Here is a 26770-nt window from a genome sequence, read left to right on the forward strand (position 1 = left end):
TTGTCGTAACCTACTACTATCAATCAGATACGTTCAGAACGAAGCTCCGAGTCCATTGTTCAGATCAACATCTTTGCTTCTTTTCAGCTCCCGAAGCTCTCTTTAAAAGATCATTTGATCATACTTTTTCTCATCATCGCTTATTGTCGCTATAAAATTTTGGAAATATTTAAAAATATAATACTCTAAAGATTATGACTTTTCAATACACAATACACCATTTTTTATGAAAATCTTACGAACTCACTTCTACATCTCCCTTTACTGCTTTGCCCCTGTCAAGCTCAGGGTATACCTTCCGTATAATAGATGGTCTTGCAATAACAAGAACGACACCGATAAACAGCGCTGCCGACAAAAGCATGATCCATTGGGCCGGAAATACATCGTACAGGAAGCCATAGAGGAGCATTCCCAATGGCATGAGGCCCGTCGCCATCGTTTCAAGGATTGAAAAAACACGCCCTTTATAATCGTCGTCAACTTGTTTTTGCATCATTACATTTATGGGTGTATTGACAAGGATCAGGGAAGCACCAAAGCTAAACATCATCACCATGTAATAAACAAAAACCATGCTAGTAGACATTTTTAGCCATAAAGGTAAACCCATCGTTCCCATGATAGTCCCCATCGCAATGATGGCTCGTTTTGAAAGAAGTAAGGGAAATTTAACCTCTTTTCTAATGGAAAAATAAATGGAAAACAGCAGCATTCCGATGGCAAATGAACCTTGGGTAAAACCAAATGAACGGGAAGCCATTTTCAATTTTTCGATGAGAATGTAAGAGTAGCCGACCTCAAAAGCTCCAAACAAGAAATTAATGAAAAACGCAATCCAAATAATAATCACTATTACCTGCTGCCGCTTTAAATAATGAAGTCCCTCTTTCATACTTTGCCACATCGACTCTTTCTTCTCTGTTTCCACATTTTCATTTCGATTAGCAAATAAGTTAAAATTCATCGTTGATTCGAGCGTGACAGCGATAATAGATGCTGCCATATACATGATAAGGAATATCGGCATGGAAACTGCACCGTATAAGAGCCCCCCTACTGCAGGGCTGGCAATGGAAGCAAATGAAATGGACATCTGGTTTAATGACATGGCTCGTTGGACTCTCTCCTGGTCAACAAGACCCGTGATTGAGGAGGTAAAGGTCACCCCGGAGAACATAGACGTTAGGGACAAAATACACGAAGTGGTATAAATGGCGAACAATGATAAACCCGCTGTTAGACTGACGAATAATAATCCTCCAATCGCCAACGTAGTGGCAATTTGGGCAATCACCACAATCAGCTTTCGGGAATAGCGATCTGCGATGTACCCGGCAAACGGAGCGGCCAGGGTACGCGGCAAAATATTGCACAACAAATTCATTGCAAAACTCGTTGCTGACCCTGTTAGATGCAAGATATAAAAACTGATGGCAAATGAATAGACCTGAGCACCAAACGAAGAAATCAATTTGCTGATGGTGAACGTCCACAAATGATACGTGGCTCTATTAAGTTTTATGCTATCGTCCATAACAATCCCTCACCCCAAAAGTTTAATTTGATTAAACAAATCATACCATCACACCCCCTTCCATTGCAAGTAAAAGTTTAATATAATTAAACTATCTAACGATCTAGGAGTGAGCACAGCCATGTTAGGAGAACGAATTCGGAAAATTAGAAAGCAGAAAAAAATTACACTTGAAGCATTGGCAGGGGATGAGCTAACCAAAGGGATGCTCAGCCTCATTGAAAATAATAAAGCAAATCCTTCGATGGAAAGCTTAACCTATATCGCCGAACGTTTAGGAGTCGATGTGACCGAGCTATTAGAGGAAACAAGCGCACAGGAACGAAGAGAAATTCTTGAAAAAGCGGAGAAGTTATTTAATTCAGCTGATGATACGGAAAAATATAAGCGGCTTATCACCCTTATTGAGCCTGTTATCGCAAAGATTTCTCATGGATATGAGTCGGCACGATTATTAGATATCTACAGCCGCTGTCTTTATGGTGAAAAAAAGGATGGATGGCAGGAATTTTCCGACCGTGCAGCCAAACTGTACGATGAGATGAATCTAACAGCCAAGCGGGTGGAAATCGGGATGTTCCATGCGAGAGTGGAATTTATCGAACATGACTACACACAGTCTTTAGAAATATTTTTAAAAGAACGGGCAGATATCGAAGCAAACCACGCGTACATCGACCCCATGACACAGGTGGACCTTGACTACCATGAAGCCATTAACTATTTTGCAGTGGGAAATCCGGAGGCAGCGACACGTGCGATGGAGAGTGCAATCCATTTTTCAAAAAAGAATCGGATCTTCTATCGCATTGATGACTTATATCGGCTGGCAGCAGCCCAGGCAATGATGACACATGATGCTGAAAAAAAAGATCATTATTTACTGAAGTTAAAGCAGTATGGTGATTTTGCTGAGGATTTAATGTCGATTCTCTTTTTTAATCTTTTTCAAGTCAGATCGCTTAGTTCTGAAAAACATGATTATACAAAGGCATTAGAGCTCGTAGACCAATACTTTGCGGATCCAAAAATGGCGGATATTTTTGAATTCTGGTACCTTCTTGAAAAAGGAAAAGCCTTTTATGGTCTAGAACGCTATCATGAAGCCATTTATTATTTAGATAAGGTGAAGGTACCCGCCTATGCTCACCATCCATTTGATTTGTCGATGTTTTATATAATGGATTCGTACAAGGCACTTTGTCACCTTGAACTTGGAAACAGGGCAGAAGCGCTTCAAAAGGCACAAACTGCAGTGGAAAATTTCAAACCCCTACCCCCTACGCCTTTTAAAGATTTTGCCATTGAAACACAAGCTAAAATTGAAAAAGCATAAACGATTAAATACGAAAAAAATCCACGGTACTGCACTGTGGATTTTTTCTGAAATGGGTTTATAATGGTAAAGAATCAATTGAAACGACTGGAAATTCAATCGTAAAGGTAGTCCCTTTTCCTGGTTCACTGTTCACCCTTATTTTTCCGTTCATGGCCTGAACAAGCTGAAAGGAAATCGTAAGACCGACTCCCGTCCCTTTTTCTTTTGTTGTATAAAAAAGGGTTCCTAATTTTTTGAGCTGGCTCTTCGTCATTCCTTTTCCACTATCAATGATTTCAATCAAAATCCTACCATCTAGTTTATAGGTATAAACTGTAAGGGTTCCCCCTTTATTCATCGCTTCAATACCATTCTTAATAATGTTTACTAAAATCTGTTTTATTTCGTTTCTGTTCCCTCTAATAAACAATGATTCTTGGATATTCGCTTCGATTGTTATATTTTGTATATAAGAGTATGAAGTCATAAGATCAATCGTCTTTTTAACCTCATCAGAAATATTAATCTCAGTCATTTCTTCCGTATTAGGCTTTGCTAAGGATAAGTAATCGTTAATGATGGACTGAGCATGGTCTAACTCATTTAATGCAATTTCAATATAATATTTCTGCATACTTTTCAAGTTTTCATCATTATAAATTAATTGCAAGAAACCTCGTGCAGATGTCATCGGATTCCGTACCTCATGGGCAACAGAAGCAGCTAGCTGGCTAATAACATTTAATTTTTCATCTCTACGTATTTTCTCGCGAATCTCCATTTGTTGATTAGCATTTTCAATTACAAAAACAACCATCATCAAACAAATCCAAGTTACGACATGAAAAACAAGCATAAAGCGAATTTGCTCCATTTGATTTGCTTTTAAAAGGGTTAACATCATAATCAGAGTGTTAGCCAAAAATACGAGATTAACAAACACAAGCTTATGTTTCAGTTGATTTAATTCAAATTTTTTGCCGATAAAAATCAAAACTAAAAACGTGAAAGAATAATTTACCAATGCTACATAAAACCCACCGCCACCAATAATAAATCGGTACGTTAATAACACTATCCAAATAATGAATCCTGGCCATGTTCCCCCATATACAAAAGAGATAATAAAAGGGATAACTCTAAAATCATACCTGTATCCTTTAGAAAATTCAATTGGATATGACATTGAAAGAACCAAGATGATGATCATAATAAAGGTCAATTTCGAAAGAGGCTTTTTACGATTACTATTTTTTTCGTAAAAAAACAAATGATAGACAAAGATAGGAAAGAGGATAATTAATACTTGATACAAAACCACTTTAACATCAATATGCATGAAAAAAGCTCCTTGAAGTATGCCATCAAGAAAATATACAATCATAAATAAAATTGGAAGAATTTTTTATCATTCTATCAAATTATATAATACTTTTTCCATACAAAATATAAGAAGTTGTGCAAAATCTAATAAAATTCGCACAACTTCCGTCTACTTCTCTATCCCTTCATTAAACTCATTTAAAAAAATAAGGCTTTGTTAAACTTGCCTGTTGATTCGCACTCCAGGCGCTTCGCTTTCCGCGGGCGTTCCGGGGAGCCTCCTCGGCGCTTAAGCGCCTGTGGGGTCTCCCCTGCCCCGTACTCCTGCAGGACGTTGAATAAACATCCTTGAATCAACACCGCACGAAGGAAATGCGATAGCATTTTCGAGGATCTCGCGTCTTCCGCTCCAATCAACATAGTTTCAAAAATCAACAATGTCCTTTAACACAGCCAAATATAAAAGGGAGATATTCTTATCTCCCTTAGCTTTCATTCATTCTATACAGTAGTATCCATCTTATCTGTTAAAATGGCCATAAACTCCTCGCCTGTTATGGTTTCCTTCTCTAACAGATATTTTGTCAATTCATGTAATTTATCTTTATTATCCTCTAAAATTTGGATCGCTTTCTGATGGCAGGATTTGATCGTCCTGAGAATCTCTTCATCAATTTTCGATGCAGTCTCCGCAGACACCAATAGAGAAGAATCTCCACCTAAATATGGGTTATTCACCGTTTCTAATGCCATCATATCGAATTCTTCACTCATCCCGAATCGTGTCACCATTGATCTCGCAATCTTTGTTGCCTGCTCAATATCATTCGATGCACCGGAAGTGATGGTTTTAAAAATAACCTCCTCAGCCGCACGTCCACCCATATAGGTCGTGATTTTATCCAACGCCTGCTCTTTCGTCATGAGGACCGATTCCCGCTCATCCACCTGCATCGTGTAGCCTAAAGCACCGGAGGTTCTTGGGATAATGGTTATTTTATGAACAGGTGCCGAATGGCTCTGTTTCGCAGCAACTAAGGCATGTCCAATCTCGTGATAGGCAATCGTTAATTTCTCTTTCATAGAGATGACCGCATTTTTCCTTTGATATCCCGCAATGATCACCTCTACAGACTCTTCCAAATCACTTTGCGTTACCTTATTTCGACCAAGTCGAACTGCCCGAAGTGCAGATTCATTAATAATATTGGCTAAATCAGCACCTGATGCCCCTGCTGTTGCCCGAGCAATCACATTAAAATCGATACCTTCGTCTAGCTTTACTTTTTTCGCATGTACCTTCAAAATCGATTCGCGTCCTGGCAGATCTGGTAATTCTACCGGAACTCTGCGATCAAATCTTCCTGGTCTAAGCAGTGCCTTATCCAGTGTTTCTGGTCGATTGGTTGCTGCTAAAATGACAACGGCTTTGTCGGCACTAAAGCCATCCATTTCGGTTAAAAGCTGATTTAAGGTCTGTTCTCTTTCATCATTGCCGCCGACCCCACCAGTATTACGACTTTTTCCAATTGCATCGATTTCATCGATAAACACAATACACGGAGCTTTTTCTTGAGCTTGTTTAAAGAGATCCCTTACTCTCGCAGCCCCCATGCCCACAAACATCTCGACAAATTCAGAACCGGAAATCGAAAAGAAAGGTACCTTTGATTCGCCGGCTACCGCTTTAGCGAGAAGGGTTTTACCTGTTCCTGGAGGACCTACTAGCAATGCCCCTTTTGGTATGTTGGCACCGATTTCTTTATACTTTTTAGGGTTGTTAAGGAAATCAACAATTTCCTGCAGCGCTTCCTTCGCTTCATCCTGACCTGCTACATTTGTAAAAGTGATACCTGTTTGTGATTCTACATACACTTTGGCATTGCTTTTACCCATGGAGAAGGGATTTCCTCCCCCCATCATTCCCTTTTTCATTCTTCTTGTCATAAATTGCCCAATGCCAATAAAGATCAGCAATGGAGCGACCCATGTCCAAAAGAAATTGATCAACGGCGAGTTTTGCGCTGGAATGGTTTGCGTAAATTTAATATTCTCCTTATGAAGGCGGTCGACTAATTCAGGGTCATTCATTTTTCCTGTCTTATAAAGCACATCGGCATTTTTACCAGAAGCTTTAAAGGTTATATAGTTATCTGTAACCTCAACCTCTTTGACCTGTCCTTTTTCCACCATCGTTAAAAAAGTTCCATAATCCACTTCTTTGACAGACAAATGCCTAATCGCTGGAAAAAGAAAAGTATTAAGCAGCATGACAATAATTAATATCGTTACATAGAAATAGATTGGCGACTTTTTTGGCGGTTTCTTTTCATTCATTCTGCTACCTCCTCGTTAACAATATGGTTTTTCTGTTCATTTTCTAAAAATCTTGAGTTTATGTTTTCCATAATAGATGGTTTCTTTTCAATATTTATATCAAAATCTCTCCTCTTATCTTTCTTCATAAACTTCAATTGCTTCTACCAGCTTAAATAGAAAACGATAAATTAATTGCAATCCTTCGCCAATTGATATGCTTTCATCATATCCATCCACATCATTTAAAGCAAAATTTAAATCCCATAAGCCATCCTCTTGGCTAAAAAGCAAATCATATTTTGCTTCATCCCCTTGTAAATGATGATTTAGATATTCCCTGATCGGATCGGATAATTTCTTTTGCAGCCTCAAACCTAACATCACATCGTACGTGCCGAAGACATCATCTACCTCTAGGGAAACTGCATCAACACGTACAAAATCAAACCATTGGGATTCCAGATAGATAAATTCATTTTTATGCTTTTTCAAGTAAACAAGCGGCTGCGCCAAAAATTCGGATGATTCTTGCCTAATCATATTTTCCGTTTGTTTATCGCAGCGCTCGATATAGGCATCCACGATGCGTTCACCTGGATCTCTTTCCTCCAATTGAAGATTTTCAATTAACTGATGTTTTTCAGCATATTCCTTTTCTTCTTTAAAAACCGCTTTGTTTTCTGATATATATTGTTGAACCTTGTCTTTTAGCATTCATATTCCTCCAATAAAAACTATTCCTCTGTTAATTTTGCGGTTTTTTGTCGAAAATTGCAAATTACGCGTAAGAAAACTTTTAAAAGTAACAAATGTGTTTGTATTTATTCCTTTCTAAAGGCTGTCACGGCTTCACTTAAGAAAAGTTGGACAATTCTCGAAGCCAATTTTAATACGCTTATCCAGAAAAAAACCCAGCGAATCACTGGGTTGGTTTGTTACTATTTCTACGAACTATTTAGCTTGCCCCTATTTGTTGTTGAATTTCATTTAATATTCTTTCCAACGATACTACGACGCCCTTATCATCTTTATAGCTAATATGTTTTGGCCGGAAATGAACAGGGGAATCTAGGCCTGCTGCTGCTGAAATTCGAAATAATCCCTTTCTTAGGGTAACAAGATAATTCGCAACTCTGTATTTTTTTTCATCAATAACCAATGCCTTTTGTAATTCCGGGTCTGTTGTAGCAACTCCTACAGGACAAATATTAGATTGACATTTTAAGGTTTGAATACATCCAACGGAGATCATAAATCCACGCGCAATATTCACTAAATCAGCTCCCATAGCAAGAGCGATCGCAATCCGGTCAGGGGTAAACAGTTTACCGGAAGCAATGATTTTCACACGGTCGCGCACTCCATATTTTTTGAGAGTTGAAACCAAAATGGGAAGGGCGGATTTAATCGGTAATCCCACACTATCAATCAGTTCTTGATAGGATGCTCCCGTCCCACCTTCACCGCCATCTACAGTGATAAAGTCTGGCCCTTTCCCTGTTTCTTTCATATACTTTGCCAAGTCTTCAACACTATCATTCCCCCCTACAACGAGTTTCAACCCAACCGGCTTTCCTGTATGGGCACGGATTTTTTCGATAAATTCACACATCGAAAAAACATCGCTAAACTGGTGAAAACGATTTGGACTGTCAACAGGTTTATACGGCTCCACTTTACGAATTTCAGCGATTTCTGGCGTGACCTTTTCTCCATCAATATGACCGCCGCGCGTTTTGGCACCTTGAGCCAGTTTCAATTCAAAAGCCTTGATTTGGGGAATTTCGCTTTTTCTTTTTAATTCATCCCAATCGACATCGCCGTTTTTATCACGGATGCCAAACAAGCCTGGTCCAATCTGCATGATAATATCGACCCCACCTTCTAAATGATAAGGTGATATTCCGCCTTCCCCTGTATTCATCCATGTCCCCTTTGCCATCGCTAACCCTTTTGACAAGGCAGTTATCGCATTTTTCCCGAGGGCCCCATAGCTCATCGCGGACATTCCGATTAAACCTTTTAACACAAAAGGCTGTTTTGTTTGCGGACCGATTACTACAGCATCATCATCATGCAATAAATAAGCAGGAGATTCCTCATCCTCCCACTTTTCCTCTCTTTGGGTAAAGAGTGGGTCTTTCAATAATAGGTATTTTTTTGTTTTGACCATCGTTTCTTTGTCCATTTTCATTTCTTCCGTTAATTTAGGAAACATATCGTTTCGAACATAAAAACCTTCTTCGTCGAAATCACGTTTCGAACCAAACGACACGACATCTCGATTATATTTTGCACTCCTAACAATATGTTCATAGTCTTCTCTCGAAAACGGCTTTCCTTCAGTGTCAGAATTGAACCAGTATTGCCGAAACTCAGGTCCGATTTTTTCAAAAAAATAGCGGACCCGCCCTAATACAGGGTAATTTCTTAAAATGGAGTGCCTCTTTTGATTTCGGTCATACACTAACATGTAGGCAATAAAAATCAGTAGTGCTACTATTACTAAAGCAATGACGGTAAATGCGATGATGATAAAAACATTCGCGATATTTATGATCTCTCATCCCTCCTGCAGGAGATAGATTTCATGTTAATATGCACAGATTTTGGAAAAAATATTCTTCACCATAAGGTCTGTTATTTTGCAGTTTTGTCTTATCTATAATAGGTTTATGAATTCAAACGTAGCAATTTGACTCTTAGGCCCCCCATGCACAAAAACAACTACTGGAAGACTACCCTACCTTTGCATTCATCACAATTTAGAATTTTTGTAAAAGATTGAAAAATATCTTGACAGTTTACTTAAGCCTCACTATGATTAATCCCATAAAATAAATCGGAATTATCAAACCATTCCTTACATCAGGAGGACAATGTGAATAACTTATTTGTTAAAACAGAACGTCAAAAAACATGGTTGAATCGATTATACAAAAATAAAGCGCAGTTTAAAGAAAGGTCAGTCATAACGGATGAATTAGCTACCTTTCCTGAAGAAAATATTAATGATTTAGTTAAGATGGGGTATACAAGTCTTACACTTCCAGCTATTTTTGGAGGAGAAGGATTAAAAGTCTATGACATGGTACTTCTCCAGGAAACATTGGCCAGCTTCGATGCTAACACTGCTCTATCTATTGGTTGGAATCTGGGTGTTGTTGGAGAAATTTATGAAAAAAAACTTTGGACTAATGAAAACTTAGATTTTTTTGCTAAAGAGGTTCTTAACGGAACATTAGTCAATCGTGCCTCCAGTGAAGCACAAACAGGAAGTCCAACTAGAGGCGGCCGCCCTGGAACATATGCCGTCAAAAAAGAAGGGTATTGGATATTATCCGGAAGGAAAATCTTTACGACTATGTCGCCAGTCTTAACCTATTTTTTAACCTCAGCTTGGATTGAGGAAAAGCAGAAAGTAGGCTATTTTCTCCTTCATAAAAATTTGGAAGGGCTGACCATCGAAGAAACGTGGGATGTCATTTCAATGAGAGGCACTGGAAGTCATGATCTCGTCCTTGAAAATGTAAAAGTTAAGGATTCCATGCTTGTGGAACTTTTAGAATCGCCTAGGGGAGGACAAATAAATGGCTGGATTCTTCATATTCCTGCCTGTTATCTCGGAATTGCACAAGCCGCCCGTGACTACGCTATACATTTTGCCAATCATCATACTCCTAATAGTTTAAACGGGCCGATTAGCCAGTTACCAAATGTCCAGCAGCTTCTAGGTGAAATCGATTTAGCACTAATTCAAGCAAGACATCTTATTTATAGTGTTGCAGCAGCATATGATGATGAATCACGAAGAAATCATCTCGTAAATGAACTTGGAGTCGTAAAGCATACTGTTACAAATTCCGCCATTTCGATTGTCGATAAAGCAATGAGAGTAGTAGGAGCAAAAAGTCTTCAACGAAACAATCCTTTACAGCGGTACTATCGCGATGTAAGAGCAGGTTTACATAACCCGCCAATGGATGATATGACAATTAGAAATTTAGCGATGGCTGCCATTGAACAAGACAAAATAAAATCGAATGACAAATAGGACCTTATTGGGATTAAAAGGTGAAACACCTTTTAATTTTTTAAATCAATATCCAACTGTTTAGGTATGGTGCCTAACACCACCCGGAAAAGAACCAAAAGCGGAAGCGCCTTGGTCAGCCCCGACAGGCATAAGACGAACCGCGAGGAGGCAGCTCCTCAGCCACCACAGCGAGACAGCTGCCTGAAAAAGCTTCCTCGTAGTCTTGCGGAACGGCGACAGCCGTGGAGCAGGGGCTTCTATGAAAAGCTTCTTCGCCGGCTTATGACCCGAGGGGCTAGGCGCTGGAGCTGGATTCAGATAACTTCATCAAATTTACCCACTCATAAATGAATCTATAATTTCCTAGACCAATAAAAAGGCAACGACCTAAGGTTGTTGCCTTTTCGAGATAAACGCCACATATGTTTAGATAGAAAGATAATATTAATATGCCTTTTGCGTAAGTTTGTTCATATACTTTAATATATATACCGGCAAATATGCTGCAATAATCATTAGTACAATTAACTTTATTGGAAACAAAAGAATTAAAATGAGTAAAACTGCTACTGGCTTTTTAAGTACTGCACTTGTGAGTGAAGTAGTTATAATTGTAACGGATGTTACCGGATCTATAGGAAATAGTAATGCCATTCCATATCCTATACTTGCCCCTGTGAAAATAATAGGAAATATATGTCCTCCACGCCAACCAGTTGATAGACAAAATTCTGTAATGAATAACTTTACAATACCTGATATCAACAATAAATAAATTGGCATATTCTTCCATTCACCTGGTAATTCTGTTAGCTGATGCTCCCCGGAAAATAAAGAAGTAGGAAGAATTGTTCCTATTATTCCTAATACTAATCCACCAATTACAGCTCTGATTATTTTATAATTTTCAAGTGGTTTAAGTACCTTATGTAGAATATCTCCAAAAAATTTATATATTATGGCTAATAATATTCCTATAAGGACTAGTGGTATTATGGCTATAATTTCGTTTTTGCCTACTATTGCTGAACCAAAATCAACTAAAGCAATTTTTCTGTAATCTATTTTTGATAACAAAATAAATACACCAAAACCTGCAACAGTAGTTATGGAATATACAATTATTTTTATTATCTTCAAAAGTCTTGAATCTTTATTATCTTCAAAGAAGGTAGTAGCCCCATATAACGGTGCTCTAAAAATCATACCAATTGTAGCCTCAATACTATACTCTATTATGATATCCCCATATTCATTTTCAACGTGTTTTTTCTTAAACAGGGATTTAATCTTGTCTCCTGCCCATGTAGAAAGACCACCTATTATTCCAGATAAAGCCGCCTCGGGACCAAGGCTTGCTCCAAAAGAAAGAACACAAATTGCAGTTAATATACTCTTATGTACTGAACTATAATCAACTCTTTTCGTTTCCTTGAATTCTGCTAATACCTCATCCATTTTACGTGGGTAATTACCAAAGTACTTTTGACATAAACCTACCAAAACGCCTCCAATTAAACACAGTAATATGGTCCAATGTTTAACATGAAGTGTCCCTGGTAAGGTAACCCATAAAAAGTGAGTGATTAAAGAGGTAACAGCTAAAAAACCCCAAGTCAAAAAGCCGACAATACCTCCTATAATTATGCTAAAAAGTATTAAAAGATCTATCCTTAAAGATTTCATCCTCTTGTATTTATCCTCCTTATTCATATGGAGTGGAAAGTGTTTTTTATTCTTCCTCTTTTGCTTCGTCTTTTTCTCATTCTACAGAAAAAAACCGAATGGCTCAAGGACTTATCACTCGTTGATCTTCGGTCAGAATTTTATGTAATTTGTCTCGTTTTGTCCCGCTTTTTACTATTTGAATTTTTCGCCAGTTACTTTATGTTCTAAAAGGTCATAAGTTTATGAAAAACAATTTATATTCCGCTAATTTCCTGAGTATTTATCACACACGTGCATTAGGGGACAAGTCATATTATACATTAGCTTTTGAATTCAAAGTGATTCGATCACTGATACTCATATTGAAAAGTATTATTGGAGGGTATGCATTTTTAAAAAAAGGCTGTGTTAAACTTGTATGTTGATTTCCGCTCCAGGCGCTTCGCTTTCCGCGGGCGTTCCGGGGAGCCTCCTCGGCGCTTAAGCGCCTGTGGGGTCTCCCCTGCCCCGTACTCCCGCAGGAGTCTCGCGCCTTCCGCTCCAATCAACATAGTTTCAAAAATCAAAAATGACCTTTAACACAACCTAAAAATAAGAACTTAGGAGGGACATTTTGGAGACTTTGTTATTGGAGAACATTTTAACTGTAATGAACATTCAACCTAATGAAAAGCAAAAAGGGATACGGATCCAGACGGTCACTTATGACAGATTTGAAATTAGGAGTAATACGTTATATTTTCGTTGGCATAACAAAGAGGTGCCTGTTGAATCTATAAAGAATTACAAGAATGTTTTTATCGTTACAGATAGACCATTTTCTCATATGGAAAGCTTAAATCCTGAACAAATCATTATGGTAAAGGACCTCAAAGACACTTTCTTTAAATTCACTTCGTATTACAGGCATCTGTTTAACATTCCTGTAGTCTCCATTACTGGTACATGTGGAAAATCTACTACCAAAGAAATGCTAAAACACATTTTGGAAGAAACAAATAATGTCCAGGCAACAATATCTAGCAAAAATGCCGGTTATTACAACCTTCCTTATTTAATGGGAATTGATGAAGATACGGATGTTGCAGTGTTTGAAACAGCCATATCTTCAAAAGGGGATATGATGGAGGCCTGTAAGTATTTTTTCCCGAATATTGGGATTATGACAATGATTGATGTGGATCATACAGATAAAATTCGATCATTTGATGATTATCTAGCAGAAAAGGGAAAAATAATGCAAGGTATGAACAATATGGGGACTCTCATTCTAAATACGGACGACCCATATCTCTCCTCCATTGATACTTCTAAATTTAAGGGAAAGATTATAACGTTCGGAAAAAACAGGGATGCTATTTTTAGGATTATGAAGTATCAATATAATTCATCCGGCATGACTTTTTGGATTAAATATAAGGGAAGTGAATTTAAAGGATATATACCGGGTCTTGGTGAGCATAATGTATATAATGCAACCGCTTCAATAGCAGCAGCTGCAATCTTAGGAGTGGATCTTCACTATGCTTTAAAGAGATTATCCTCTTTTCATCACATGAATTCCCATTTTCAAATAATTGAAGGACGAAATCATATTACGTTGGTGGATGATACTTGGAAGTCAAATCCTGCTTCCTTAAAAAATGGCTTAGAAACATTATGCAGTATAGCATTGCCATCCCAAAGAAAAATTGCTGTCCTGGGAAGAATGGCAGCACTAGGAAAATATGCAGATATAGAATACAAAAAGAAAGGACATCTACTCGGTGATTTGGGTGTCGATGTTCTCATCACCAAAGGATTCATTGCAAAAGATTTTGCAAAGCCAGCTATAGAGGCAGGAGTAAATCCGAATAATGTTTATCATTTTTCAGATGCAGATGAAATGAAGAGGTTTTTTGATTCATTTTTAATCCCAAATGACATTGTTTATTTCAAAACGGGCGGCAATGACTCAGACTTCGATGATGTCATCGAATATTTAAGAAGTTAATGGTAGAACAATGCTCATCAAAAGAAAGCTTTCCTTTAATCCCAATTGTTAAAAATTAGAGGTGCACTTGGCTATTAGTCGAGCTTTGTTATTGAGCTGTTTAGTAAAAATAAGACAATGTTTATATGTTTAAAAAACATCTATTTTTTAAATAAATGATTTCTTTAGGCATTTTAGTCAGGTATTAGAAAGTAACCCTTCTTGTTATCCTAAAGAATCTACATTTGATACCTGTAAAAAATGAAAATAGCATCAGATAGAATTAAAAAAAAGACTATCTTCAAAAGCATTTTAAGTGGCTTTTAGGATAGTCTTTATTCTTCAATCAAAAAGTTTTACCTGACATTTTTCACTTAAGTAACTGACACTTAACTTAGAATTTCTTTTGCTTTTTCCTTCATTTCCTTGTATCGTTCATTTAAAAGTTTTAGCATCGTGGGGTCGGCGGTAAAATGCATAACGATAGCCTGTATTTCACGTTTAATGAATCTGCCATGTTCATGTATTTTATATCCCCTGCCGTTAAGTTTAAGCCTTATCATAAAACTGTCAGCTTTCCTGCCATCTCTCGGATAAGCTTGGACAAAATTAAGAACTGCCTCTTGGCATTTACAATCTGGATTCATACAATATGAGTCAGCTACCAAAAATATTTTCCCCATATAAACAAAGTTGAAATAATCGTTTTCTTGATTAGGAAAAGCTTCTGAATAACAAACAGTAATGCCTTTTGCCATCTTACTCAGCACTGCATTCATAATACCGCTCCTTTTTTAATAACTTCGACTCAACCGGCAACATTCCCATTTATTCTAGTTATTAAATGAAATTTTTCGCTCCAGCATTTTAACAGGAAGTTATTATAAGAAGGCATGATAGTGGGTTTAAAATGATGAAAATGAAAGGGGAAGATTGCAGATTTAAAAGAAAGGAATCCTAATTTCAAAAATTATTATTTTTATGGTTGTTTCGACATTTATCTACCTCCATTCCGGTAAAATTATATCACGTTACATTTCATAATAATTTTGTCTCCACTAAAGGATTTCTACAATTTTGTGAACACACTATAATTTAAATAATTTACAATATTAGAAAACCCGCCTATGTTATCGCCCTTAAGGGCGATAACATAAGCGGAGTTGCACTTATGCCTGATAGGAAAGTTATACTTTCCTATCGGCCAAAAAAGAGGGTTACCCAGAATCCCTCTTTTACATGATTTTATTTTTCAATTAGCCCTAAAAAGGAGCAAATCGTTAAGATGCCTTTATCAAAATTCTCTAAGTTAAAATGTTCATTCGGAGCATGAAGATTTTCATCCGGCAAACCGAATCCCATTAAGACAACGGGAGCATTTAGTGATTGGCTGAAATCCGATACAATCGGAATGGAGCCGCCTTCTCTTTTATAAACTGGTGATTTCCCATACACATTTTTATAAGCTTCGGCAGCTTTTTGAATCATCGGACTGTCAATAGGAGTTAAAAATGGATTGCCCGTATCACCAAGAGATATTTTTACCGTGCATCCCTTTGGTGCATATTCTTCTAGATGCTTTTTAACCAATTCCTGAATCTTTTCAGGATGTTGATTGTTGACTAAACGGCAGGTTATTTTGGCATGTGCCTCATTCGGGATGACGGTTTTTGTCCCTTCTCCCTGAAATCCACCCCATAAGCCGTTTATTTCTAATGTCGGCCGGGAACTGATTCTCACCGGGTAAAGATAATTTTGTTCTCCTCCGGTCAAATCTGTTAACCCTAACGATTTTTTTAGTTTTTCTTCATCAAACCCCAGTGCTTTAATTTGTTCATTTTCAAATTCTGTAAGTTCAATGACCTCATCATAAAAATGGTCAACATTTACTTTCCCATTCGAATCATGAAGGGTTGAAAGCAACTGAATTAATAAATGGTTGGCGTTCTGCACTCCCCCGCCGAACATGCCCGAATGCAAATCAGAATTGGCAGTTTTAAGGGAAACCTCCAGTGCACATAAACCTCTTAAAGAATAGGTGATAGCAGGGACTCCTTTGTCCCACATATCAGAATCGGAAATAACGACCACATCACAGGATAATTTTTCTTTATTTTCGGATAAAAACTGTGGAAGATTGGGACTCCCAATTTCTTCTTCACCTTCGATGCAAAATTTTATGTTTACCGGTAATTTACCTTCTGATTCTAATAATGTTTCCACTGCTTTAATATGTAAGAACATCTGTCCTTTGTCATCAGTTGCCCCTCTGGCAAAAATCTTTTCATCACGGATGTCCGGTTCAAAAGGAGGAGTTTCCCATAAATTAATTGGGTCAACGGGCTGTACATCATAATGACCGTAGACTAAGACAGTTGGGGCATTTTCCTGATGAAGCCAATCGGCATAAATGATGGGATGACCTTTTGTCTGGATGATTTCAACATGTTCCATTCCGATGTTTTTTAATTTATTGGAAATCCATGAAGCTGCTTTTTGAATGTCCTCTTTATGTTCAGATAAAGAACTAATGCTTGGAATACGGAGCAATTCTTTTAATTCTTCGATATTTTTATTGTGATTATTTGATAAAGCCTCGGATAATTGGTTCATTTTATCACCTTTTCCATTTTATTTTCTATTTCTTATTTTATACAAAAAAACGGAGAAATACAGAGCTTTTGAAAATACCTTCTGTCTTTAATTGCATTATTTATTTAGCTTTCAAAATTATAAATGTTCATCTTAAGGTCCTCACAATCTTTATACCAATAAACACAAGTTTCGAAAAAAACATCTACAATTTTATGTAGATGCCCGTGTATTTTACCAAAATTATTTATTTTTCCAATAAACATTTTCCCGTTTATGTTTTATACCGTCAACCCAAACTATAGATTTCTCTTCATCAACTTCAAATACCAGGGATAACCTGATAAAGTCCGAGCCAAACCCAATATTCTTCTAACATACCATAAGAAATTTTTTTGCTAGCATTCCTGTTCTTGACTTAAAGTCTGGTTAGTTAACACAAGTAAATTTAGTATAAGATATCTTTACTAAGGTGATAGTAAAACAATTAGTACCATAAAACCTACTAAACCTAATACTGCTGAAACAATATTAACCCACCATTTATTATTAGATACCTTTAAAAATATCGTTACTATCAAAACAAACAATCCTATTGAAATATTCACGTTTATCTTCAATGTTTCAGGTAATAAAATAATTGTTAAAAAAAGCAAAACTATCATTGCCAATGAATATATAGCCATTCTTATTGCAATCATATTAATTTCCTCCTCTTGGACTAAAGTCCATATTACTTTTTACCTCCTGATTCCATTTAAGCACGGTTATAAAGCCTGTTCAGACCATGGATCTCCGCGAATTATATATCGATTTTCAGGAAACCTACTCTTAAACAGTGGAGAATAATCAAGAGGAAAAGCTCATTATTAACCTTATGGTCTAAATGAGCTTTTCTAAATTTTATATTTTTTTTAGCAACGCGCAACACTCCACGTGCGTCGTTTGCGGAAACATATCAACCGGCTGAACTTCCAGCGTCTTGTAGCCCCCATCTTCCAAAATCCTCAAATCCCGTGCCAAGGTAGCCGGGTTGCAGGAGACATAGACGACTTTTTTAGGTTTCATTTCAATAATGGTTTGCAGTAAAGCTTCATCGCAGCCCTTACGCGGTGGGTCAACTACCAATACATCAGCAGCATTTCCTTCCTTATACCACTTCGGAATGACCACCTCTGCTTCGCCGACAGCAAAGTCCGCATTTGTCATTCCATTCAATGCTGCGTTCCGCTTCGCATCTTCAATAGCTTCCGGCACGACTTCCACACCGAAAACCTTTCGTGCCTTTTGCGCTAAAAATAACGAAATCGTTCCAATCCCACAATAAGCATCGATAACTGTTTCCTCTCCGCTTAAGTTCGCGTACTCTAGTGCTTTATCGTATAAAACTTTCGTCTGCACGGGGTTCACTTGGTAAAACGACAATGCGGAAATGGCAAATTTCACGTTTCCGATATAGTCATAAATGACCTCGTTCCCCCATAACAGATTTGTTTTTTCACCAAGAATCACATTGGTGCGCTTCGAATTTACATTATGGACAATCGATTTCACTTTCGGTAGGCGGGCAACGATTTCCTCCACAAGCTTGTTTTTATGAGAAATATCCGTTGTTCTCGTAATTAGTACGACCATGAGTTCCCCAGTTTGTTTTCCATAACGAGCCATAATATGGCGGATAACTCCTTTATGCGACTCTTCATGATAAGCGGAAATCCCAAGCTCGCTGCATATATCCTTTACCATTTGGACTGCTTCATTCACTTCAGGCAGCTGAATCAAGCTTTCGTTTGTATCAACAATTTCATGGCTTCTCGGTTTAAAAAAGCCTGCAACCAACTTGCCGTCTTTTTCGCCAACTGGCACCTGTGCTTTGTTTCGGTAGTGCCATGGGTTGTCCATGCCTAAAATCGGGTGGATCTTGACATCTTCTAGTTTCCCGATACGGGTGAGCACTTGGCGGACTTGATTCTCCTTATATTTCAGCTGGCCTTCATAGCTGATGTGTTCAAGCTGACAGCCACCGTATTTGTGGGCATCGCTTTTGGCAATCTCCACACGGTAAGGACTTTTTTCATAAAGCTCAATTAACTTTCCAATCCCGTAGCTTTTGTTGACTTTAATGACCTTTACCTTTGCTTTTTCACCTGGCAAACCGTTTGGGATAAATAGCGGATAACCATCGATCTTCGCTACACCTGCTCCATCATGGGTTAAATCTTCAAAAACTACATCTATATAATCATTTTTTGTAACCGGTAATGTTCTGTTCATGTTTTTCTTCCTTCGCTCGTTTTTAAACTAGAAAAATTGTATCATAAAGCGGCAGACAATGCGAAAACAGCTTTTTTCCTCGAAATAATGTAGATTTTTTGATTATTTTCCCTTCCAAAAGAACATACGTGCCTCTCCTCGTATGAAGTACATCGTTTATTGGCTCAACATTACGTTCTATCCGCAAATTTTAGTGATCTATCAGCGAATTTTCGACTTCAATCCGCGAATCACCTCTTTTAGATAGTTAAAACAAACAAAGAGACGCCCCATCAAGGACGTCCCCCTATTATTCTTTCATCTCTTCTACTTTTTCTTTTACTTCCTCGATATTCTTCATCTTGTTGTCCCAGCACTTTTGACTAAGGTCGACCGGGTAATCTTCAGGATTCATTATGCGCTTATATTCATCCCATAGTGCATCTAAATTCTGCTTTAAATATTTACGTGACTCATCAAGACTCGGAAGTTCATAAACAAGCTTTCCATTGACAAAAATATCCTCATGGAGCTCTCGAGCAGTAAAATTGGTCACTACTTTATTAATGTACGTATGGGTTGGATGGAACATTCTGAGCCGCTTTTCTGGCAGCTTTTCGTCCTCCATCGCAATATAGTCACCTTCAGCATGATTGTTCTTATTATTTATGATTCGATATACTTTTTTCAACCCCGGAGTGGTTACTTTGTCTGGATTAGAAGAGATTTTGATTGTATCCTCCATTCGGCCATCTTCGTTTTCAATTGCCACGATTTTGTAAACCGCACCTAAGGCAGCCTGATCGTAGGCGGTGATCAGCTTTGTCCCGATCCCCCAGCAATCGATTTTCGCCCATTGAGCCTTTAGATTGATAATGGTATATTCATCCAAATCGCTCGATGCAAATATTTTTGCATCTTTAAATCCAGCATCATCCAGCATTTTCCGGGCTTCCTTTGAAAGATAGGCAAGGTCGCCGCTGTCTAGGCGAATGCCAATAAAATTAATTTTATCCCCTAACTCCTTCGCCACTTTGATCGCATTTGGAACGCCGAGTCGAATGGTATCGTAAGTGTCCACCAAGAAGACGCAGTCCTTATGGGTTTCTGCATACTTATGGAAGGCAGTATATTCATCTTTGTAGGCTTGGACCATGGCATGAGCATGTGTTCCAGAAACTGGAATACCGAACAATTTACCTGCTCTAACATTACTAGTTCCATTAAAGCCAGCCATGTAAGCAGCTCTTGTTCCCCAAATAGCAGCGTCCATTTCCTGCGCACGTCTTGTCCCAAATTCCATCGCCACATCATTGCCAATTACCTGCTTAATCCGCGATGCCTTTGTCGCAATTAATGTTTGATAATTCACAATGTTAAGCACGGCGGTTTCAATCAATTGTGCTTCTGCAAGAGGTGCATCGACTCGTAAGATCGGCTCATTGCCAAAAACGAGCTCGCCCTCTTTCATCGAATGGATTGTTCCGGTAAATCGCATATTTTTAAGATAAGCTAAAAAATCATCCTTGTAGCCTACTTCATTTCTCAAATACTCTAAATCTTCTTCACTAAAACGGAAGTCGCGGATATACTGAATTACTTTTTCCAGTCCAGCAAAAACAGCATAGCCGTTACCAAACGGTAGCTTGCGGAAAAAAAGTTCGAAGACAGCACGTTTATTATGTATCCCATCTCTCCAATACGTCTCTGCCATATTAATCTGGTAAAGATCCGTATGCAGAGTATAACTATCATCATGATAAATGTGTTTCATAAATGACCTCCGAAATGCTTTTAACTGCGGTTTTCAACATTATAACCCATTCTATCATTTTAAAGTCTATTTCACCAATGCTCCAAGTGATGAGGAAAAATGTCCCAGCGCCCATTCATGGCCTGCTTGGTTAAAGGAGGCAGTCGCCTCTTGATAAACGACAATCTTAAAGCCTTTATTGTAGGCATCCATTGCTGTGTGCAGGACGCAAATGTCCGTACAAACACCGACAAGATGAACTTCTGTGATCCCTCGCTCTCGCAATTTGATTTCAAGGTCGGTACCTGCAAAGGCGGAGTATCTTGTTTTGTCCATCAAGACAACATTGTTGCGGTGTTTGTTTTCCTCGTAAACATCTTTCAAGGAGCCGTACAATTCCCGCCCTGTAGTCCCACGGAGATTATGCGGTGGGAATAATTTCGTTTCCGGATGATATTCAGGGCCTTTGTCATGAACATCAATTGCAAATACCACATAATCGTTATTCTCGATAAATTTCTTTGTTAACTGAACGATTTCCCCCTCAATCGCCTGCGCTGGCTTACCACAAGTTAATGTTCCGTCATCTGCCACAAAGTCAAACGTATAATCAATATTAATGAGTGCTTGCAATACCCCCATCGCCCCTTTTATATGTCATGACATTTGTCTTTAGTCTATTATACACAATTTTAGGAAAATTTCCTCTATAGAATAAAGCAGAAAAGTGAATTCGCCTATCAATTCCAAATAAAAGATACTTTTTTTGCAAAAAAACCATAAAAATACCGCTTTTTATTTTTTGAAAACATGTAGTTTTTTTGATCCAAGTGATATATCTGCGAATCAAACTTCTATTAAAATAAAAAAGCTCGTTCAAATTCGAACGAACTTTTTATTCGTATCTTTGCCCAGGCACCCAGTCAGACGGGCGGTCATTCGGACGAATGTCATCAATAGGGACAAACACTTCTAGATGGCGATAGAGGTTTTCAAACTCTGTCGGGAGCAACCCACCGAATTCTCCATCTAAATTCAATTGAACCGTTTCACTTGAAGACACCTTCACACGGTTTGCTTGAGTGTAAATGACGTTTGGGTCATTAACATGCTCGCCGCGAATCGCTAAGGTAGCAATTCGTATAAACTCGGCCAGATTAATTTTTTTCAATATTAATAATGAAAATAAACCATCATTAATCGAAGAGTCTGGGGCAAGTTTTTCAAAGCCGCCGATTGAATTAGTCAGGCCGACAAGAAATAGCATCACTTCTCCCTCGAAAAGCTTACCATCATACTCGATTCGAACATCTGATGCTTTGATGGATGGAAGCATCTCCATCCCTTTTAAGTAATAAGCGAGCTGGCCAAGCATAGTTTTTAGCTTACTTGGAACTTCATATGTAAGCTCTGTCAGCCTGCCGCCGCCGGCAATATTAATAAAATATTTGTCATTAATTCGGCCAATATCGACAGGAATCCGATCACCTTTTGTTATAACGTCCACTGCGGAACAGACATCCCTTGGTATTTGCAAGGCTCTGGCAAAATCATTCGTGGTTCCTGCAGGGATAATACCTAAATGCGGGCGATACTCCTGTTCGGCGAGCCCGTTTACCACTTCATGAATTGTACCATCACCACCCGCTGCGATAACAATATCATATTGACGCTCGACAGCAATCCGTGCCGCCTTTGTCGCGTCCCCGGCCCCTGTTGTCGCATGACAGGACGCTTCATATCCGGCCAATTCTAATTTTTCAAGAATTTCCGGAAGAGAGCGTTTGATCATTTCGCGCCCTGAAGTAGGGTTATAAATCAGTCTTGCTCGTTTCATCATCATCATCCTAATTTTGAATTACTATTTAGATTGACTTTTGTTAATCTATATTCTACCAATCGTTCTCTTAGCTTACAATCAAATAATCCAATTGTAAATCCCGACTATTATCATAACGTTTTTTTATTTTTTTTCAAAAAAAAGGCCAGCTAATTTGAATTAAGGCTGACCTGATAAGCATTAGTAATATTAATTTGGTATTTGCCGTCACCGGATTGGTAAACCGCATTATTCCAGAGGGAGTTTTCTGAGTCTGTTTTTTCCGTTACCTTCCACTCCCCGTCTTTTCCGCTTACCTCTTTTACATTGACAGCTGAGATTTTTACATTGCTAGTAGGAGCAACATCTACATATATCGACGACCCGCTATCGATCTTCCAATTGTTCTCGAGCGACCTTGGCTTTAAGGCAATGGAATTAGCGCTCCCATTTACCTCGAGTAGGACATCATTCGGAATCAGAATCGTTGCTGCGACAGTCCCATGTCTATCAAACGGTCCCACTTCATCTGGCAGCGGTTTTAGATTCAAATAAAGCGTATCACCTTTTTTTGTTGCAGCGATATAATCATCTGCCGTCTTGAGCCATTTCTCTTTTTTCGTCGTTTGCACTTGATAGGTTCCGAATGCCGAAACTGCTTTATCATCAGTAGCCTCAAAGGATAAATCATACCCTGCCGTTTTCACCACGACCCGCTTTATATTCTGATCCGTTTGATAGGAGAATGCAGGCAGTTCAAACGAACGATTTTCCCTTGCCATTACCTCATCTACTTTGCCTATAATGCCAGATGCACTTAAGAAAGCAAACACGATTCCAACCATCCCTAAGAAACCGACGAAAAAGATACTCAGAAAATCATATTTTAACACTTGTTTGTCCGACCGCGATAAAACCAAATAAACCAAAATTTCAACCCCAAGGACGACCAACAAGATTGGCCACCAAGCCGTCATTACATTTGCCAGATTAAGTCCGAGAAATCGAGAGAGGAACAGGAAAAGTCCAAGAAGGACAAGCGAACCTCCCATCGAAAAAGTGCCAACGCGCCATTGTCTCATAGCTCTTTCACCTTTCTTTTTCTAAAAAGGAACCCCATTCCGGCTCCGATTAAGAGTACGCCTGCTACAGTGTTTTTCCACCTTCTCATGATTTTTCCACCCCGTTTTTTTGTTTACTTCCGGATAAAAGCTTGATTCCGCCGCCAATTAACACTAAACAAACAATCCCTGTTTGGAGATAGCTTTGAATCCAATAGATATCGTTATTGAGTATATTTTTTAACATAGGTGCAATGATTGGCATGACCACATTCATCAGCAAATAATAGAAACCTAAGAGGATCAGCCCTATTCCCACCCATTTTTGGTGGTTAAGGAAGTAATGGATAATCGGAATATCCTCGACCGGTTCGTTCCCATACCTCGACACCTTCTGCATTCCATCAAAAAAGCTATAAAACCAGATAATTGGAATCAAAAACAAGAAGATACCGAGCCTTAAAACGTCCAAAATGTAAATCGAAAAGAGAAAGGCTGCCATTAACTGAATTCCGCGGCGCTGCAAGCCTAGGTACAAATGTCCGGCCCCCGGGAATATCGAAAGAAAGGTAGCAATGGCCGTGCTCTTCTTTCCATCTTCCCTACGCTCTTCAAAGTCTTCAAAAATGGTTCGATCCAAGAGCTCTTCGCCCGCTTGTTTTTTATTCAACTGCTGAACAGCATCGAAAAATCCGTAAACCCAAATAATAGGAAGGGCAGCCAAAAAGACAAGAAATTCAGCACGGTTTGAAAGAGCTGTGACAAAAACAACCATTACACCAAGGCCTAAAAATGTCGCCAAAAGTGTGAGCCCTCTGTTCATCAAGCCCAACTGAAAATGACCAAGCCCTGGTATAAACGACAGGATAATCGTATAAAAACGTTCTGACTCTTGGGTGGACTGAGCCTGCGGGTCGTCCGGATTTGCCAATCTCAGCGTTTTCTTATATTTCGAAACAGCCATACCTATGTCAATAAAGCTAATGATATAAAGAAACATTCCACCCATAAAGGCGATAATGGCTAATGGCTTTCCACCATGACTGATTAAACCTAATATGGTGATAAACGCACATCCCATAATCGAAAATAAGTAAAACAGCCCGCGGATAATGTTCCCAAAGTAAATATGCCCAAGGCCTGGAAATAGCGATAATGTCAGTGCCTTTGTTGAGTTTTTCATTTCTTATCTACCTCCTTTTTTTCTATTGAATCGATCCATGCAAATGTTTTATTGATCACACCTTCTGTCACCGAAGGCTGTTTTTCTTGAAAATGCGAGCTTTCTATTGCTCCTGCATAGGCGGCAATGGAATGAAAGGCACCGGTTACCATCAGCAGTATGGTTGCAGCTGCCGCCAGAAAATAGTGGAACAATGCCTGTTGGTAAAAAGGCTTCTTATTATTGTTGGAGGGTTCAGCTTTTGTTTGCTTCTCTTTCGTCACTTCCACCATCACAAGGTCCGTAAAAGTGGTCTCATTCGAAAGAATCGGAAGCGATGTTTCACTTTCTTCAACCGCTTGTAAATAAAGATTCAGACAGTGATCGCACTCATACAAATGACTTTCAAATTCATTACGGCTTTTTTCATTGATTTCATCTTTTACGTATTTCAACCATTCATCATGTGTAAAATGCTTCATGAAAAATCGTCCTCCTTCCAATTCTTTTTCATCCAAGTTCGGGCCCGGTACAGCTTCGTTTCAATCGTCTTCACTTGAACTTTTTGTTCATCGGCCATCTCCTGATAGCTTTTTTCCGCTATGTAAAAGCCATATATGACATCACGATAATTTTCAGGCAATTCACCGAGCCTTTTCCTGACAAGACTTCGCTTGTCATTTTCGATGATTTCTTTTTCCACACAGTCTCTTGATGTACGAAAATCTTGCTGCTCCAGGATGTCGACCACTTCCTCTTTTCTTCTCGCCTGCTTTCTTTTTACATCAATGGCATGATTAACTGCGATTCTTGTCATCCACGTTTTAAAGCCTTGGTTTTCATATTTAGGAAGAGAGGAGTAGATTTTTAAAAATACTTCCTGTGCAGCATCTTCTGCTTCCTTTTGGTCGCGAAGAACGGCAAAGACGGTCAGAAACACATCATTGCGATACTTCTCAACCAAAAGGCGAAAGGCATGATCATTGCCGTCCAGCACTTTTTGAATTAACGCTGCCTCACTAATCGCTCTCTCCCCCTTTCATCTGTTCTTCACATTAATAGACGAACGAATAACGAAACACCCCTACACTTTTTTTGAAAAAATTTTTTGATGGTTTTCGGGGTTTCGTGCAATGACAATCGATCAAGGAATATCTTCTCTTAATCTCGCATAGCTATTAACGACTTGTCTTATGTTATATCATCCTTTTATTACTAAAATTGTTAATATATAAAATATATAACTATAATATGGTAAAATCTAATTAAGAAAGGAGTGATTTCTATCGTTTGGGTGTTACTCATTGCCTCATATTTCATCGGAAGTATTCCTACTGCCTTGATAGTGGGGAAACTTGCCTATGGAATTGATATTCGTGAACATGGCAGTAAAAATCCCGGCGCGACCAACACCTTGAGGGTTCTGGGGAAAAAGGCAGCCATTTTCGTGCTAATCGTTGATATCCTTAAAGGTGCTATTGCCGCTTCACTTCCTCGCTACTACCACATTGATGCGGAATCACTTTACTTTGGACTAATGGCCGTCGTCGGTCATTGTTTTCCTATCTTTGCCGGCTTTAGGGGTGGAAAAGCCATCGCGACAACAGCTGGAACTCTATTAATTGCAAATATCCAGCTTCTTGTCATAGCGTTTCTGACCTTCTTTCTTGTGATTTTTTTAACGAAATATGTATTTTTCGGATCGATCTCTGTCGGCCTTAGTCTCCTTACATACTCTCTTATTTCATCCCAACTTGGATTTGAGCTGATCTTTTTGTTATTTTCTTTATTATTAATCTATCTCCACCGGTCTAACATCCGTAATTTCATCCTTGGCATCGAACCGAAAATCAATGATAAAAATTTAAAAAATGATCGAATTCCTCCTAAGAACGGAGGCTCTAAAACATTTTAGAGTGGAGCTATATTAAAAAAAGACCTGCCATCTACAAAATGG

At 38.5% G+C, this 26770-nt stretch carries 22 protein-coding genes and 1 other annotated feature (1 of these 23 only partly in view); of the genes, 4 read left to right on the forward strand and 18 right to left on the reverse strand.

The window, feature by feature from the left end; all coding sequences use genetic code 11:
* Positions 1-146, reverse strand: a binding site (T-box leader); it reaches 124 nt to the left of the window's first position.
* A gap of 89 nt (positions 147-235) precedes the next feature.
* Positions 236-1537 (reverse strand): MFS transporter, encoded by a 1302-nt coding sequence (locus BN1082_RS11065; protein ID WP_090634214.1) that lies wholly within the window; start codon positions 1535-1537, stop codon positions 236-238.
* Between the two features lie 121 nt (positions 1538-1658).
* On the opposite strand from BN1082_RS11065, the gene BN1082_RS11070 reads away from it, so the two are divergent.
* On the forward strand, positions 1659-2873 hold the full coding sequence (locus tag BN1082_RS11070) for a helix-turn-helix transcriptional regulator (RefSeq protein ID WP_090634216.1): 1215 nt from the start codon (positions 1659-1661) through the stop codon (positions 2871-2873).
* A 58-nt stretch (positions 2874-2931) separates the two neighbouring features.
* Here BN1082_RS11070 and BN1082_RS11075 read toward each other — a convergent pair whose 3' ends face one another.
* From BN1082_RS11075 to BN1082_RS11090, 4 genes are all read right to left on the reverse strand, one after another.
* Positions 2932-4194 (reverse strand): ATP-binding protein, encoded by a 1263-nt coding sequence (locus BN1082_RS11075; RefSeq protein WP_090634218.1) that lies wholly within the window; start codon positions 4192-4194, stop codon positions 2932-2934.
* Between the two features lie 485 nt (positions 4195-4679).
* Positions 4680-6515, reverse strand: a complete 1836-nt coding sequence (gene ftsH, locus BN1082_RS11080) for an ATP-dependent zinc metalloprotease FtsH (RefSeq protein WP_090634220.1) — start codon at positions 6513-6515, stop codon at positions 4680-4682.
* 114 nt (positions 6516-6629) lie between these two features.
* On the reverse strand, positions 6630-7211 hold the full coding sequence (locus BN1082_RS11085) for a branched-chain amino acid aminotransferase (RefSeq protein WP_090634222.1): 582 nt from the start codon (positions 7209-7211) through the stop codon (positions 6630-6632).
* A 241-nt stretch (positions 7212-7452) separates the two neighbouring features.
* Positions 7453-9054, reverse strand: a complete 1602-nt coding sequence (locus BN1082_RS11090) for an FMN-binding glutamate synthase family protein (RefSeq protein ID WP_090634224.1) — start codon at positions 9052-9054, stop codon at positions 7453-7455.
* Between the two features lie 324 nt (positions 9055-9378).
* Here BN1082_RS11090 and BN1082_RS11095 point away from each other — a divergent pair, with 324 nt between their 5' ends.
* On the forward strand, positions 9379-10551 hold the full coding sequence (locus BN1082_RS11095; RefSeq protein WP_090634226.1) for an acyl-CoA dehydrogenase family protein: 1173 nt from the start codon (positions 9379-9381) through the stop codon (positions 10549-10551).
* Positions 10552-10977: 426 nt separating this feature from the next.
* On the opposite strand, the gene BN1082_RS11100 is transcribed toward BN1082_RS11095, so the two are convergent.
* Positions 10978-12246 carry a chloride channel protein gene (locus BN1082_RS11100; RefSeq protein ID WP_245640390.1) on the reverse strand — a complete coding sequence of 423 codons (1269 nt, stop codon included), beginning with the start codon at positions 12244-12246 and terminating at the stop codon, positions 10978-10980.
* A 568-nt stretch (positions 12247-12814) separates the two neighbouring features.
* On the opposite strand from BN1082_RS11100, the gene BN1082_RS11105 reads away from it, so the two are divergent.
* Positions 12815-14194 (forward strand): Mur ligase family protein, encoded by a 1380-nt coding sequence (locus BN1082_RS11105; RefSeq protein ID WP_090634230.1) that lies wholly within the window; start codon positions 12815-12817, stop codon positions 14192-14194.
* Positions 14195-14562: 368 nt separating this feature from the next.
* Here BN1082_RS11105 and BN1082_RS11110 read toward each other — a convergent pair whose 3' ends face one another.
* The 12 genes from BN1082_RS11110 to BN1082_RS11160 form a co-directional block, all read right to left on the reverse strand.
* On the reverse strand, positions 14563-14952 hold the full coding sequence (locus BN1082_RS11110; protein WP_090634232.1) for a hypothetical protein: 390 nt from the start codon (positions 14950-14952) through the stop codon (positions 14563-14565).
* Between the two features lie 466 nt (positions 14953-15418).
* Positions 15419-16786 carry a dipeptidase gene (locus tag BN1082_RS11115; protein ID WP_090634234.1) on the reverse strand — a complete coding sequence of 456 codons (1368 nt, stop codon included), beginning with the start codon at positions 16784-16786 and terminating at the stop codon, positions 15419-15421.
* Positions 16787-17232: 446 nt separating this feature from the next.
* Positions 17233-17466 carry a hypothetical protein gene (locus tag BN1082_RS11120; protein ID WP_090634235.1) on the reverse strand — a complete coding sequence of 78 codons (234 nt, stop codon included), beginning with the start codon at positions 17464-17466 and terminating at the stop codon, positions 17233-17235.
* 202 nt (positions 17467-17668) lie between these two features.
* Positions 17669-19039 (reverse strand): 23S rRNA (uracil(1939)-C(5))-methyltransferase RlmD, encoded by a 1371-nt coding sequence (gene rlmD / locus BN1082_RS11125; RefSeq protein ID WP_090634237.1) that lies wholly within the window; start codon positions 19037-19039, stop codon positions 17669-17671.
* Between the two features lie 289 nt (positions 19040-19328).
* On the reverse strand, positions 19329-20792 hold the full coding sequence (locus BN1082_RS11130) for a nicotinate phosphoribosyltransferase (protein WP_090634239.1): 1464 nt from the start codon (positions 20790-20792) through the stop codon (positions 19329-19331).
* Between the two features lie 66 nt (positions 20793-20858).
* Positions 20859-21413, reverse strand: coding sequence for a cysteine hydrolase family protein (locus BN1082_RS11135; RefSeq protein ID WP_090634241.1), 555 nt, complete (start codon positions 21411-21413; stop codon positions 20859-20861).
* Positions 21414-21666: 253 nt separating this feature from the next.
* A complete protein-coding gene (locus BN1082_RS11140) occupies positions 21667-22608 on the reverse strand; it encodes a diacylglycerol kinase (protein WP_090634243.1) in 942 nt (313 codons plus the stop codon).
* Between the two features lie 152 nt (positions 22609-22760).
* Complete coding sequence (locus BN1082_RS11145; protein ID WP_090634245.1) at positions 22761-23672, reverse strand: hypothetical protein; 912 nt, start codon at positions 23670-23672, stop codon at positions 22761-22763.
* Positions 23669-23761, reverse strand: a complete 93-nt coding sequence (locus BN1082_RS26995) for an LPXTG cell wall anchor domain-containing protein (RefSeq protein WP_141650854.1) — start codon at positions 23759-23761, stop codon at positions 23669-23671. The genes BN1082_RS11145 and BN1082_RS26995 overlap by 4 nt, the downstream gene beginning before the upstream one ends.
* Positions 23758-24834 (reverse strand): DUF6677 family protein, encoded by a 1077-nt coding sequence (locus tag BN1082_RS11150; RefSeq protein WP_090634247.1) that lies wholly within the window; start codon positions 24832-24834, stop codon positions 23758-23760. The genes BN1082_RS26995 and BN1082_RS11150 overlap by 4 nt, the downstream gene beginning before the upstream one ends.
* Entirely contained in the window at positions 24831-25295 is a 465-nt protein-coding gene (locus tag BN1082_RS11155) for an anti-sigma factor (protein ID WP_090634249.1), read from the reverse strand. The genes BN1082_RS11150 and BN1082_RS11155 overlap by 4 nt, the downstream gene beginning before the upstream one ends.
* The gene (locus BN1082_RS11160; RefSeq protein WP_342666644.1) at positions 25292-25810 is read right to left on the reverse strand and encodes a sigma-70 family RNA polymerase sigma factor; all 519 of its coding nucleotides are present in this window, start codon (positions 25808-25810) and stop codon (positions 25292-25294) included. The genes BN1082_RS11155 and BN1082_RS11160 overlap by 4 nt, the downstream gene beginning before the upstream one ends.
* A gap of 288 nt (positions 25811-26098) precedes the next feature.
* On the opposite strand from BN1082_RS11160, the gene plsY reads away from it, so the two are divergent.
* Positions 26099-26728: a glycerol-3-phosphate 1-O-acyltransferase PlsY gene (plsY, locus tag BN1082_RS11165; RefSeq protein ID WP_090634977.1), complete on the forward strand. Its 630-nt coding sequence runs from the start codon at positions 26099-26101 to the stop codon at positions 26726-26728.
* Positions 26729-26770 lie beyond the last annotated feature (42 nt).

The sequence above is a fragment of the Neobacillus massiliamazoniensis genome (genome assembly GCF_001048695.1).
GTDB classification, from domain to species: domain Bacteria; phylum Bacillota; class Bacilli; order Bacillales; family Cytobacillaceae; genus Neobacillus; species Neobacillus massiliamazoniensis.

Coding starts and splice junctions, on each gene's coding strand:
- BN1082_RS11115 (WP_090634234.1), bottom strand. CDS start 16,786: ATGAACCAATTATCCGAGGCTTTATCAAATAATCACAATAAAAATATC.
- BN1082_RS26995 (WP_141650854.1), bottom strand. CDS start 23,761: ATGAGAAGGTGGAAAAACACTGTAGCAGGCGTACTCTTAATCGGAGCC.
- BN1082_RS11075 (WP_090634218.1), bottom strand. CDS start 4,194: ATGCATATTGATGTTAAAGTGGTTTTGTATCAAGTATTAATTATCCTC.
- BN1082_RS11120 (WP_090634235.1), bottom strand. CDS start 17,466: ATGATTGCAATAAGAATGGCTATATATTCATTGGCAATGATAGTTTTG.
- BN1082_RS11110 (WP_090634232.1), bottom strand. CDS start 14,952: ATGAATGCAGTGCTGAGTAAGATGGCAAAAGGCATTACTGTTTGTTAT.
- BN1082_RS11155 (WP_090634249.1), bottom strand. CDS start 25,295: ATGAAGCATTTTACACATGATGAATGGTTGAAATACGTAAAAGATGAA.
- BN1082_RS11150 (WP_090634247.1), bottom strand. CDS start 24,834: ATGAAAAACTCAACAAAGGCACTGACATTATCGCTATTTCCAGGCCTT.
- rlmD (WP_090634237.1), bottom strand. CDS start 19,039: ATGAACAGAACATTACCGGTTACAAAAAATGATTATATAGATGTAGTT.
- BN1082_RS11145 (WP_090634245.1), bottom strand. CDS start 23,672: ATGAGACAATGGCGCGTTGGCACTTTTTCGATGGGAGGTTCGCTTGTC.
- ftsH (WP_090634220.1), bottom strand. CDS start 6,515: ATGAATGAAAAGAAACCGCCAAAAAAGTCGCCAATCTATTTCTATGTA.
- BN1082_RS11140 (WP_090634243.1), bottom strand. CDS start 22,608: ATGAAACGAGCAAGACTGATTTATAACCCTACTTCAGGGCGCGAAATG.
- BN1082_RS11065 (WP_090634214.1), bottom strand. CDS start 1,537: ATGGACGATAGCATAAAACTTAATAGAGCCACGTATCATTTGTGGACG.
- BN1082_RS11070 (WP_090634216.1), top strand. CDS start 1,659: ATGTTAGGAGAACGAATTCGGAAAATTAGAAAGCAGAAAAAAATTACA.
- BN1082_RS11130 (WP_090634239.1), bottom strand. CDS start 20,792: ATGAAACACATTTATCATGATGATAGTTATACTCTGCATACGGATCTT.
- BN1082_RS11085 (WP_090634222.1), bottom strand. CDS start 7,211: ATGCTAAAAGACAAGGTTCAACAATATATATCAGAAAACAAAGCGGTT.
- BN1082_RS11100 (WP_245640390.1), bottom strand. CDS start 12,246: ATGAATAAGGAGGATAAATACAAGAGGATGAAATCTTTAAGGATAGAT.
- BN1082_RS11135 (WP_090634241.1), bottom strand. CDS start 21,413: ATGGGGGTATTGCAAGCACTCATTAATATTGATTATACGTTTGACTTT.